The sequence below is a fragment of the Pandoraea sp. NPDC087047 genome (genome assembly GCF_044745225.1).
Taxonomy (GTDB): domain Bacteria; phylum Pseudomonadota; class Gammaproteobacteria; order Burkholderiales; family Burkholderiaceae; genus Pandoraea.
Genome location: NZ_JBIUZU010000006.1, coordinates 309,632 through 321,737 on the forward strand (window position 1 = coordinate 309,632; position 12,106 = coordinate 321,737).

The following is a 12,106-nucleotide window of genomic DNA, read 5'->3' on the forward strand; positions in this document are numbered from 1 at the left end:
ATCATGCGAGCCGCCCGCCCATCACGACGCCTGCCTCCGCTCTCGCTGATCCTCACGACAGGACTGGCAGGCGCTCTGTCGGCGTGCGCCGTCGGCCCCGATTTCCGCACGCCCGATGTGCTTGCCGTCGACCGGTACACGAGCGCCCCGCAGCCGTCCATGACTGCGGGGACATTGGCGACGGGGACTGGGACGCAGACGCCCCAAGGCGCGCCGCAAGCGTTCGTAACCGATGCCGACGTGCCGGCGGCGTGGTGGACTCGCTTCGGCTCGGTGGCGTTGAACAAGCTCGTCGATCAGGCGCTGGCGGACAGCCCCACGTTGCGACAGGCCGAAGCGAAATTGCGTCAGGCGCAGGAGGACTATCGGGCACAGGCGGGCGCTCGCTTGCTCCCCTCGGCCGACCTGAAACTCTCGGGCACACGCGAACAGGTCGATCTTGCATCGTTCGGCATCACCAGCGTGCCGAATCCCGGGCCGTTCACGCTGTACAACGCGAGCGTCGATATCTCCTACACGCTGGACGTCTTCGGCGGCAGTCGTCGTGCCCTCGAAGGGCTCGCCGCACAAATCGACTATCAACGCTTCGAGCTGGAGGCCGCGCGGCTCTCGCTGGCCGGCAACGTGGTGACGACCGCCGTGCGGCAGGCCAGCGCTCGTGCCCAACTCGCCGCGCTCGAAGGCATGCTGACGACACAACGCGTGCAACTCGACATCACGCGCTCACGCGAACGCGCGGGCGGTGTGGCGACACTCGACGTCGAGAATCAGGCGGCTCTCGTTGCGCAAACCGAAGCGCAGTTACCTGCGTTGCGCGCGCAGATCGCACAATACGATCATCAGTTGGCGCGCTGGGTCGGACAGGCGCCCGGTGCGTTCACCCCCCCGGCGATCGATCTTGCGACGCTGCAATTGCCACAGACGGTGCCGGTCTCGCTGCCCTCCACGCTGGCCAAACGACGGCCGGACATTCGCGCGTCGGAGGCGATGCTGCACAAGGCCAGTGCGGACATCGGCGTGGCAACGGCCAATCTGTACCCGCAATTCACCCTGTCGGGCAGCTTCGGCACGCAGCGCATGCGCACGGCCGATCTCGGCGAGGGCGTCAACATCTGGAACATCGGCATGAATCTGCTGCAACCGCTGTTTCGTGGCGGCGAGTTGCGCGCACAACGCCGCTCGGCCATCGCGGCCTACGACGCTGCGCTGGCGTCGTATCAGGACACCGTGCTGCTCGGGCTCGCGCAAGTAGCCGACGCCATGCGCGCACTCGATGCCGACGCCACCACCCTTGTCGCCCGCACCAACGCCGCACAGCGCGCCGAGAGCGCCTACCGGATCGCAAACGCACGTTATCGGGCGGGCGGTATCAGCCACCTTGCGCTGCTCGACGCGCAACGTCAGGCGCTCGACGCCACCCGCGCCCAACTCGACGCCCAAGGCACCCGGCTCGCAGACACCGCTGCGCTATGGCAAGCGTTGGGCGGGGCGACGGTGACGACATCAGCCGATGGGGCGAGCACCGCGCCTGCGTCCGGCCCCGCCCCGAGTCCCGCGCCTAGCCCCGCGACTGCGCCTCTTCCGTGAGGCATTTCATCAACGTCGCCACGGGCGCGCGCTTTAGCGCCGACTGACGCACCAGCACGCCGATCTCGCGCATCAGGGGGACGCCCGAGAGCGGCAGCACCTGAACCCCCGGCGCGCTGCCCCTGGCGGATTTGGCGGACGCGGACGCCACGCCCCCGTCGACCGGCAAACCGATGAGCGTGGCCGGCACGATGGACCAGCCCAGGCGTGCGCGCACCATGCGCAGGATGACTTCGGGCTCGTCGAGCTCGATACCCTCACGCACCCAGAGGCGGTGGCGGCGCAAGTAGCGTTCGACAAGATCGCCGCCATACGAGCGCCGGTTGTAGCGCACGAACGGCAGCGCCGTCGCCCAGTCGGCCACGGTCCCGCGAGTCCCTTTGGGCGCGATGGCCACATAGGGCTCTTCCATGAGCGTGAGCCACTTCATGTCGGCCGGCACACCAATGCGCGGACGGATCATCACTGCCAGATCGAGTTCTTTGGCGTCGAGCTGCGCGAGCAACTGCACCGACATGCCCGGCACGATATCCAGATGCGGCATCGCGCCGAGCGATGTCCAGCGTTGCACCGCCCCCGGTAGCAGCCCGAGCTGCACCGTGAGGATCGCGCCGACGTGGATGGGCGCGAGCGCCGCCTGGGCGCCAAACGCGCCCGCCTCCCCGCGCATGGCCTGATAGCCCGCGATCACCCCTTGCGCCTGTGCGAGCAAACGCCGCCCGTCGTCGGACAGCGACACCGCACGCCCGGTGCGCTCGAAGAGTTGCACGCCGAGGTCGTCTTCGAGACGCTGGATCTGCGCGCTGACGGCCGACTGCGTCAGTCCGAGACGCGCACCAGCGGCCGAGAACGACGCGGTTTCGGCTGCCGTGACGAAGGTTTTCAGGTAGCGGATCATAGATCGAAAATTTCGTGGCTGAGCGGTCGAATTATTCGTTTCTGATTATTTTTATCGATGGATAGAATTTACCCCAAGTCGACGCGTTCGTTGGTGCGCACCGATGCACAAATCTCATTCAACCCCACGTTGCTTCGCAGACGACTATGGCCACGCCGCTCTTTCACCTCGCCTTTCCCGTCCACGATCTCGACGCGGCCCGCCATTTCTATGGCAGCGTGATGGGCTGTGCCGAAGGCCGTAGCTCGGACCACTGGATCGACTTCGATTTCTTCGGCCATCAACTGGTCGCGCACCTCTCGCCCGATGAGGCAGGCAAGCGCATCACGAACCCGGTCGACGGCGACGACGTTCCCGTTCCGCATTTCGGCGTTATTCTTGACATGCCCGCGTGGCATGCCTTGGCCGAGCGTCTGCGCGCCGCAGGCACGCGTTTCGTGATCGAGCCGCATATTCGCTTCGCCGGGCAGGTCGGTGAGCAGGCAACGCTGTTTTTCTACGATCCGTCGGGTAATGCGCTGGAGTTCAAGGCGTTCGCGGATATGTCGCAGGTCTTCGCCAAGTAAGCGGAATTCATGGCGTCGCCGTTGGGCGGCGTCTGTTTGTGTTTGTTGTAGGTATTCGTCTCACATCAGTCGAGAGTCTTCTCATGAGCCAATTCGTTATTTCGGCCCCGCCCCAGGCGTCGGTCGCCGTTGCTGGCAGCGATGCCCGCTTCCCCGTGCGTCGCGTGTTTTGCGTCGGCCGTAACTACGCTGCACACGCCCGCGAAATGGGCAGCAATCCGGATCGTGAACCGCCGTTCTTCTTCATGAAGCCGGCCGACGCTGTCGTTGCCGCCGAGGGCACGCTGCCCTACCCGCCGCTCACGAACGAGCTGCATCACGAAATCGAGCTGGTCGTGGCCATCGGCGCCGACGGCGAGAACGTCGATGCCGGCGATGCACTCTCGCTGGTCTGGGGCTATGGCGTGGGCGTGGATCTGACGCGTCGCGACCTGCAACAGCAGGCGAAGGACACGCGCCGTCCGTGGGACTGGGGCAAGGCGTTCGACGCCTCGGCACCGTGCGGCCCGCTGCACACCGTGGCAGACGTTGGTCATCCGAGCGAAGGCCGCGTATGGCTCGACGTGAACGGTGAGAACCGTCAGACCGGCGATCTCAACGAACTGATCTGGTCGGTGCCCGACCTGATCGCCGAGATCTCGCGCAGCGTCAAGCTGGCGGCGGGCGACCTGATCTTCACCGGCACGCCCGCAGGTGTCGGTCCGCTCGAACCCGGCGACAAGGTGAGCGCCGGTGTCGCCGGTGTCGGCGAAATCGCCTTCACCGTCGGCACGAAACCGGCAGCCTGAGCGCCGGACGTTCGACCTCCGTCAAGCGGGGGTTCGACGGCAAGGATATCCACAGTAACTGTTGATAACCCTTTGCATAAGTCCCCGGTCAGCGCCGCAATCGCCCGCTGGCATTGGGTGTGAAGTGCCTTGCCTAATTTGCCGTCACTGCGCGGCGCATTTGTCTTCCGACGGTGCGCCGCGCGCGTTGCCCTGTGTCATGTTTACCCCGCGTTTACCCCCGCGTTTGCTTCACCGCGCCCTCTCCCGCACTCCCCGTAATTTCATTCCTGAAACGTTTTTCGCTGCACAGCGGCAAAATCCCCGTTTCAAATACTGAACTTCCTTGTCGATTCAATAGGTTGCGGGTCTTGGCACGCTTCTCGCATCAGGTAAGGTGCAAGCCGTCCGCGCCCGGGGAAGTCTCTTCGCCAGGCCGACCGCCTCGGGAATCACGCCATGCACGCCACATGGCCCCGGCACGCCCGATGCCTATCCCTCGCCGGGAGCGCCCCGGGCGCGGACGGATTTGCACCCGTGACCGGCACCGGTCTGACGATGGGAAATCTTCAGGGAGAGGATCATGCAAATGCGCCGCACCGGGCCTTGCGCCCTGAGTCCCTGCGTGAGGTCGCTCGCTCCGGCGAGCCCTTCGAAGTCGGCCCGCCGGCATCCGCGCGAGCGGTGTGCGAGTTGGCGGCATCGGCGGCACGACGCCGCCGGAGATCGCCGCCACGTGGCGCCCGGGAGAGCGCTGCGCTGAGGCGCCAACCCTCGTCAGGTGGCGCCAGCGGTCATCCACAGATCCGCCTTCGTCAGCGCTCTTCGGCCCAGAACTTCGCCGCGCGCACCGCTCGCTGCCAGCCGCCGACCGCGCGGCTGACATCGCTCTCGGAGAGCTTGCGCGAGAAGCGATGCTGCAACTGCCACTGACGCTGCAAGGTGTCGATGTCCGGCCAGTACCCGACGGCCAGCCCCGCGAGATACGCGGCGCCGGCGGCCGTCGTCTCGATCACCTTGGGACGCACGACATCCGCTCCGAGCAAATCCGCCTGCCATTGCATCAGCAGATCGTTGGCCGCCGCCCCGCCGTCCACACGCAACTCCGAGACATGCAGACTGGCGTCGGCTTCCATGGCGCGCAGCACGTCGAGTGTCTGGAAAGCAATGCTGTCGAGTGCGGCACGCGCAACGTGCGCCGCCGTCGTGCCACGCGTGGCGCCGAACAGCGTGCCGCGTGCGCGCGGCTGCCAATGCGGCGCGCCGAGCCCGGCGAAGGCCGGCACGAGCACGACGCCGTCGGCATCGGGCACGCTGGTGGCGAGCGCCTCGACGTCACGCGAATGACGAATGATGCCCAGCCCGTCGCGCAACCATTGCACGACCGCGCCGCCGATGAAGATACTGCCTTCGAGCGCGTAGTCGACACGATTGCCGATCTTCCACGCAACGGTGGTGAGCAGGTTGTGGCTCGACGCCTGCGGCTTGTCGCCGGTGTTCATCACCATGAAGCAACCGGTGCCGTAGGTGTTCTTCACCATGCCCGGCGAGAGACACATCTGACCGAACAGCGCGGCCTGCTGATCGCCCGCGATGCCCGCAATCGGCACCGGCGCGGAGAACAGCGGCGTGCTCGTGTGACCATAGACTTCGCTCGACGAGCGCACCTGCGGCAGCATGCTGCGCGGCACGTCAAGCAGGGCGAGCAGTTCGTCGTCCCATTCGAGCGAGTGGATGTTGAAGAGCATGGTGCGCGATGCGTTCGACACATCGGTCACATGCAGCTTGCCGCCTGTGAGATGCCACACGAGCCAGCTATCGACGGTGCCGAACGCGAGATGCCCGGCTTGCGCCGCCTCGCGCGCCCCGTCGACGTGATCGAGAATCCAGCGGATCTTGCTACCCGAGAAGTAGGAATCGATGCGAAGTCCGGTGCGGCTCGCAACGAGCGCTTCCTTGCCTTGCTCACGCAGCCGGTCGCAGAAGTCGGCCGTGCGGCGATCCTGCCAGACGATGGCGTTGTACACCGGTTCGCCCGTGCGACGATCCCAGACAATGGTCGTCTCGCGCTGGTTCGTGATGCCGATGGCGGCGAGGTCGCTGCCACCGGCCCCCGCGTGGGTCAGGGCTTCGGCGGCAACACCGGCCTGCGTTGCCCAGATCTCACGCGGATCGTGCTCGACCCAGCCCGGGTGCGGGTAAATCTGACGAAACTCTTTCTGTGCGCTCGACACGACCTGGCCGTCACGATCGAACAGCAACGCTCGCGAACTGGTCGTGCCCTGATCGAACGCGAGAATGTACGCGCCTGCTGCCATTGCCTTCGTCTCCTTGATGCTTGCGCTGTTTTGGTTTCTCGTGGCGCTCAGGCGGCCATTTCGAGGTGTTGCGCAAACCACTGCTCCACGCTCGCCTCGCCCTCGCGGCCGACGTGCAAGCCCAGTTTGGTACGACGCCACAACACGTCCTGTGCCGTGCGCGCCCATTCGTATTGCACCAGATAACGCAGTTCGGCTTCGTAGAGATCGCCGCAAATGCGCCGGCCGAGACCGTCGAGCGAATTCGCGTCGCCGGCAAGCACATGCGTGCGCGTGCCGTAGGTATGCGCATATCGATGCGCGAGCGATGGCGGCAGCCACGGCATCTGGGCGCGCAGCGACGCCTCGAACGCCTTGGCATCCGGCTCGGGCATATCGCCACCGGGCAGCGGCGCGCCCGCCGTCCAGTCGCCGTGCGTGAAGCCCAGCGGTCCGTGCAGGTGCGACATCGCTTCTTCCGCCAGACGACGGTACGTCGTGATCTTGCCACCGAACACCGAGAGCAGCGGTGCGCGCGTGCCGGGCGCGTCGAGTTCGAGCTTGTAGTCGCGTGTGACGGCCGACGGGTTCGAGACGTCCTCTTCCATCAACGGACGCACGCCCGCGTATGTCCATACCACGTCGGCAGGCGTAATCGGCTTGGTGAAGTATTCGCTGGCCGACTTGCAGAGGTACGCGATCTCGTCGTCGTTGATCGCGACTTTCGCGGGATCGCCGTGGTATTCGATGTCGGTCGTACCGATCAGCGTGAAATCGCGCTCGTACGGAATCGCGAAGATGATGCGCTTGTCGGGATTCTGAAAGATGTAGGCGTGATCGTGATCGAAGCGCTTGCGCGTAACGATGTGGCTGCCCTTGACGTTACGAATGCGATGCGTTGCGTTCTGATGCAACACGTCGCCCAGCAGATGGCCGACCCACGGTCCCGCCGCGTTCACGATGGCGCGCGCGCGCACGGTCTGATGCGTGCCGTCCACGCCTTCGAGTTGCGCCGTCCACGAGTGCTCGCCGCGCTCGGCGCCCACGAGACGCGTGCGGGTGAGCACCGTGGCGCCGCGCTCGGCGGCGTCCTGCGCGTTGAGCACGACCAGACGCGCGTCCTGCACCCAGCCGTCCGAATAGACGAAGCCGCGCGTCAGATCGCGTCGCAGCGGCGCACCGGCCGGATGCTGACGCAGATCGATGCCGCGCGAGCCGGGCAGGATTTCACGACGCGCGAGGTGATCGTAGAGGAACAGCCCCGCGCGAATCATCCACGCCGGACGCAGATTCGGCATGTGCGGCATCACGAAACGCAGCGGCCACATAATGTGCGGCGCGGCGCGCAACAGCACTTCACGCTCCTGCAACGCTTTGCGCACCAGCCCGAACTCGTAGTACTCGAGGTAACGCAGACCGCCGTGAATCAGCTTGGTGCTTGCCGACGACGTGTGCGACGCCAGATCGTCCTGCTCGACGAGCAGCACGCGCAGCCCGCGACCGGCGGCGTCGCGCGCAATGCCCGTGCCGTTGATGCCGCCGCCAACGACCAGGAGGTCATAGGGCGCTGCGGGCGCCGAGGAAACCGAAGCCGCGGCGGCTGTCAGTCCGTTGTCCGATAGCGATTGAGTGGATGTCTGCACGTCGTCACTTCCGATGATGGGGGCCAGATCAGGGGAAAGTTCGAAAAGTTCGGGGAAGGTCGTTTCGAATGGCAAAAATGTTCTTTTTCGAACATTTCGCTTCGAATTCTAACATATTGAATATCACGCGTTTCGGATTCGAGCATTTCATCGCTCTGATGTGCGAATTCGCGCTTGCGCCGCTGCCCTGCCTCGTCTGCGTCAGTCCGCCACGTGCACCAGCGTGCCGGCCTCGGCGATCACGTCTGCCATGCCGGCGGGCACCGGACGGTCGGTAAACAGGGCGTCGACTTGCGAGAGGTGTCCCAGGCGCACGAGCGCCGGACGTCCGAATTTGCTGTGATCTGCGGCCAGAAACACCGTGCGGGACTGCGCGATGATGGCTTCGGCCACCCGGACTTCGCGGTAGTCGAAGTCGCGCAACGTGCCGTCGGCGTCGATCGCGGAGATGCCAACGATGCCGAAGTCCACCTTGAACTGACGGATGAAATCGAGCGTAGCCTCGCCGGTCACGCCCTGATCGCGTGCGCGCACAACGCCACCGGTGATGATGACTTCGGCGTCGGCATAGCTGCTCATCATCGCGGCCACATGCAGATTGTTGGTGATGACGCGCAAGCCCCGGTGGCGCGACAACGCCCGCGCCACGGCTTCGGTCGTGGTGCCCAGATTGATGAACAACGAGGCGTGATCGGGGATTTGCTCGGCCAGACGCACGGCAATGCGGCGCTTTTCGTCGGCGAGTTGCGTCTGGCGGGCATCGTAGGCGTCGTTCTCTGCCCCGCCCGGCAGCCCGACGCCGCCGTGATAGCGTCGCACCCGTTTGTGCTCGGCCAGGAAGTTGATGTCTCGCCGGATCGTTTGCGGCGTGACGTCGAAGCGCGCGGCGAGTTCGTCGACGGTCAAAAAGCCGTCGCGGCGAACGGCGTCAAAAAGCGCCTGCTGACGCGGGTTCAGCGAGGCTTGTCCGGTGTCAGCGGTGGCGATCAGGCCTTCGGAGACATCGACGGATTCTCTGGATTCGACGGATTCGGTATTGGACATCGGCACGCACGCAGGTAAAAGCCATCGCGCGGCCCGGCCGGACGCGCGTTCGCCGTCATGATACCCCGCCGTTGTATGACGCCGCCGTGACACCAGCATGACGCCGGCCACGTGCAGCCCGGCCGTCGCGCGCGCCGTGAATAATCAGCCGTCAGTCCCGGTCAGGCCACTCTGCGTGTTGGCGACTGTGATGGGCGTGCTGCGAATACGCCGACGCTCAGAGGCACTGACGCACGGCGTCGGCCAATGACTGCGGGCCGGTAGCGCCGAGATAGAGCGAGCCCTCGCTCCCCGGCTTGCGCGGCGCGAGATCGAGGATGGCGAGAATGCCGTCGTCTTTCGAGGAGAGTTCAAGCGTCTGGCCCGTGCCGGCCTTCACCCGTTGCAAGCGCGCATAAGGCAGTTGCTTCTTCCAAAGCCGCGCCGTGCAGGTGCTCACCCGCGCGAACGCCTTTTTCGACGCCCCCTGCCAGACGGCACCGTTGCCGCGAGCGTCATCGATCGTGTCGCGATAGGCGGGCAACGTCTCGACTTTTACATTTTCCGGCGCCACGTCGGCGACGCTGCCCACGGGCGGATCGTCTGCCGCGACGACGGGTGGCGTCTGCGCACATGCGGCCAGCAGCAAGGCCAGCGTCAGGCTCGCGGCGGCGACCGCTCGCGTAGCCCCGCGCGGCGCTGCGCACGGCGCGTCGGAATTCTTATGGATGCCCCGATTCATTACCCCGCTCCACACTTGCAAATCGCTGCCGCACGCGCCACGTCCGGCGTCTGCCGCAGCAGACGGGCATGGGGACGACGACAGCGGGTATCTGGTCACGGCACCGGAAGTCTGGCGGCCACGCGATGTCTTGCTGCATCCGTGCCTGGCTGCCACTCGCGCCGAATTTAGTTCGTTGGTCTTGCGTGACTGCTGTCTGACTGTTGCCCGACGATCGATTGTCGATGCATGACAGCCGACGCACTGCACTGGTCATATTCGTACGCGCCCACGCATATCCTGCGCGCCAATTCGCGGGCCATGCGGCCTATCGGGCGACGTACCGCCAGTTGGCGCTCATCTTACTCGTGTTATTCATAGCATGGCAATTCACGCAATGCGCGCTGGCCCGAATCGCGTATATTGCTGGTTTCTGTCACACTGCGCCGCGCCGCCTCGCCCACGACCCACGGCGAGCCAGCGTGCGACCCGCCCGCCGGGCCTCGGACTCACCGTCCTGCCGGTACGCCATAAGCGATAACAAGACGCGGGCCGATAGACACACCTGGCGCACGTGAATCCTGCCAACCTCTTTTTGCGACTGTCCCGATTTCCATGTCCAGCAATGCGCAAGCCCCGATCATCGTCATCGCTCCCGACTCGTTCAAAGGTTCGTTGAGTGCCCCGGAAGTGGCGCACGCCATCGCCTCCGGCATCACGCGCGTACTGCCGCAGGCCGATCTGCGCCTGCGTCCGATGGCCGACGGGGGCGAAGGCACGCTCGACGCCCTGCTTTCCGCCGGCGGACGGCGCGTGCCGCTGTCGGTACGCGGTGCGGGCAACGCCTCGGTCATGGCCGAGTACGGTGTCATGCCCGACGGCACGGGCGTGCTGGAAAGCGCTAACGTGGTGAGCATTACCGATCCGGTGGGCATGCAGACGCCGGTGGCGCAACGCTCGACGGTGGGCCTGGGCGAACTGCTGCGCGCGCTGCTCGACACCGGAGCGCGTCGCGTGCTCATCGGTCTGGGGGGCAGCAGCACGAACGACGGCGGCGCGGGTCTGCTCGTCGGCCTCGGCGCCCGTTTGCTCGATGAGGCCGGTGAAGTGGTACAGCCGGTGCCGGCTGCGCTGCATCGTGTGGCATCGATCGACCTGAACGGGCTCGACGGCCGCTTGAAAGACTGCGAGCTGATTGCGATGTCGGATGTGAACAATCCGCTGAACGGCGCGCAAGGGGCAACGGCGATATTCGGACCGCAAAAGGGGGTGAGCGACGCGCAGGTCGAACCGCTCGACCGCGCTATCGCCCACTTCGCCGGACACGCGCACCGCGCGTTCAACGCCAACGAAGCGGCGAGCCGTGCCGGTGCGGGAGCTGCGGGCGGTCTGGGCTTCGCGCTGCATCTGCTGGGCGCGCAGTTCCGCTCGGGGGCGGAAGTGGTGGCCGAGCGCGTGGGCTTGGCGCAAGCGGTGGAAGGCGCCGACTGGCTCATCACCGGCGAAGGTCGCAGCGACGCGCAGACGCTCTCCGGCAAGACTCCCATGATCGCGGCACAAGTGGCCCTCAAGGCGGGCGCGACAGCGTCCCTGCTCTCGGGCGCCATCGATCGCAGCGCACTGGATAGCCTCTCGCGCGTGTTCTCGGGATGCTTCTCGCTAACGTTCGGCCCGACCACACTGGAGAAGGCCATCGCCGACGCCGCCGGCCTGCTGGCCGACAGCGCGGAACAAATGGCGCGTCTGCGTTATACGCATAAGGGCTGAGCCTTACGCGTCACCGCGTCATCCCTTCATTGCGTCATTCGACGATGCCAAGCGCAGCGCCCGCCAATCGCGCCACGTCTAGCGTGCGCCGGGCATCGTCGCCGTCTTCTCGGCGCCAGACGGCCGACAACCCCGCCCACGCCAGCACCCACAGCAACAGCCGCTGAGCGTCGATCGCGGCAGCGCGCGTCACGATCTCGACGCGCCGCGCAAAGACGCCGGGCGCGAGTGCCGTGTCTCCATCCGGATTACAGAAGAGATTTGCGTAGTCGAAACCGCGTTCGCCATGGAGCCCTTTGGGATCGATGGCGAGCCACCCTCTTTTGCCGAAATCCAGCACGTTGGCATGGTGAATGTCACCGTGCAGCACGACCTCGTCGCGTGGTGCGCCCAACAACGCACGCGCGGCATCCGCGCTGCGGGCCAGTACCGACGACTCACTCGACGGAACCGCTAGCAGTGCGCCGAACCATCGCTCCAGCGGCACGAGGGGCGGTCTCGCCTCGGCGCGTGGCCGATGCAAATGCGCGGCCGTCGTGCAGAGAATGCGCGTCGCGTCGTCGTCACGTCCCGCTGTGACCATTTCGGTGAGCGACCTCGAGCCCTCCGCCCGCACCATCAGCAACGCTTCGCCCTCATGCGCGAGCACCGGCGCTGCGCCGTCGCCATTCCACCACACCATGACCTGAGCACCCGCGATTTCCTCGGGTTCGTACGAGATCTTGAGAATGGCAGGCGTGCCTGCCTGACGCACCGGCAAGAGATGGCCGCTAAGGGAAGTAAACGGCTCCCCGTCGGGCGCCAGCCCCCATCGCCGGAGGTAAGGTTCGAACACGT

The 12,106-nt window shown here is 65.9% G+C and carries 10 protein-coding genes; 4 read left to right on the forward strand and 6 right to left on the reverse strand.

The genetic code is table 11. The features are described 5' to 3' along the window. Nucleotides 1–3 precede the first annotated feature (3 nt). Nucleotides 4–1,587: an efflux transporter outer membrane subunit gene (locus ACIPHM_RS13920; RefSeq protein ID WP_400328833.1), complete on the forward strand. Its 1,584-nt coding sequence runs from the start codon at nt 4–6 to the stop codon at nt 1,585–1,587. On the opposite strand, the gene ACIPHM_RS13925 is transcribed toward ACIPHM_RS13920, so the two are convergent. Continuing rightward, entirely contained in the window at nt 1,559–2,485 is a 927-nt protein-coding gene (locus tag ACIPHM_RS13925; protein WP_400328835.1) for a LysR family transcriptional regulator, read from the reverse strand. The genes ACIPHM_RS13920 and ACIPHM_RS13925 overlap by 29 nt on opposite strands. A gap of 146 nt (nt 2,486–2,631) precedes the next feature. On the opposite strand from ACIPHM_RS13925, the gene ACIPHM_RS13930 reads away from it, so the two are divergent. Beyond that, nucleotides 2,632–3,051 (forward strand): VOC family protein, encoded by a 420-nt coding sequence (locus tag ACIPHM_RS13930; RefSeq protein WP_400328838.1) that lies wholly within the window; start codon nt 2,632–2,634, stop codon nt 3,049–3,051. Between the two features lie 83 nt (nt 3,052–3,134). Beyond that, complete coding sequence (locus ACIPHM_RS13935; protein WP_400328841.1) at nt 3,135–3,839, forward strand: fumarylacetoacetate hydrolase family protein; 705 nt, start codon at nt 3,135–3,137, stop codon at nt 3,837–3,839. A 794-nt stretch (nt 3,840–4,633) separates the two neighbouring features. Here the strand turns inward: ACIPHM_RS13935 and glpK are convergent. From glpK to ACIPHM_RS13955, 4 genes are all read right to left on the reverse strand, one after another. Further along, nucleotides 4,634–6,136, reverse strand: a complete 1,503-nt coding sequence (gene glpK, locus ACIPHM_RS13940) for a glycerol kinase GlpK (protein WP_400328843.1) — start codon at nt 6,134–6,136, stop codon at nt 4,634–4,636. A 47-nt stretch (nt 6,137–6,183) separates the two neighbouring features. Next, nucleotides 6,184–7,722: a glycerol-3-phosphate dehydrogenase gene (gene glpD, locus ACIPHM_RS13945; RefSeq protein WP_400329107.1), complete on the reverse strand. Its 1,539-nt coding sequence runs from the start codon at nt 7,720–7,722 to the stop codon at nt 6,184–6,186. A gap of 237 nt (nt 7,723–7,959) precedes the next feature. Next, entirely contained in the window at nt 7,960–8,802 is an 843-nt protein-coding gene (locus ACIPHM_RS13950; protein WP_400328846.1) for a DeoR/GlpR family DNA-binding transcription regulator, read from the reverse strand. Between the two features lie 217 nt (nt 8,803–9,019). Continuing rightward, a complete protein-coding gene (locus ACIPHM_RS13955) occupies nt 9,020–9,523 on the reverse strand; it encodes a hypothetical protein (RefSeq protein ID WP_400328848.1) in 504 nt (167 codons plus the stop codon). 594 nt (nt 9,524–10,117) lie between these two features. Here ACIPHM_RS13955 and ACIPHM_RS13960 point away from each other — a divergent pair. After that, nucleotides 10,118–11,269, forward strand: a complete 1,152-nt coding sequence (locus ACIPHM_RS13960; protein WP_400328851.1) for a glycerate kinase — start codon at nt 10,118–10,120, stop codon at nt 11,267–11,269. Between the two features lie 34 nt (nt 11,270–11,303). Here the strand turns inward: ACIPHM_RS13960 and ACIPHM_RS13965 are convergent, their stop codons facing one another. After that, nucleotides 11,304–12,104, reverse strand: coding sequence for an aminoglycoside phosphotransferase family protein (locus ACIPHM_RS13965; RefSeq protein ID WP_400328854.1), 801 nt, complete (start codon nt 12,102–12,104; stop codon nt 11,304–11,306). Nucleotides 12,105–12,106: the final 2 nt, after the last annotated feature.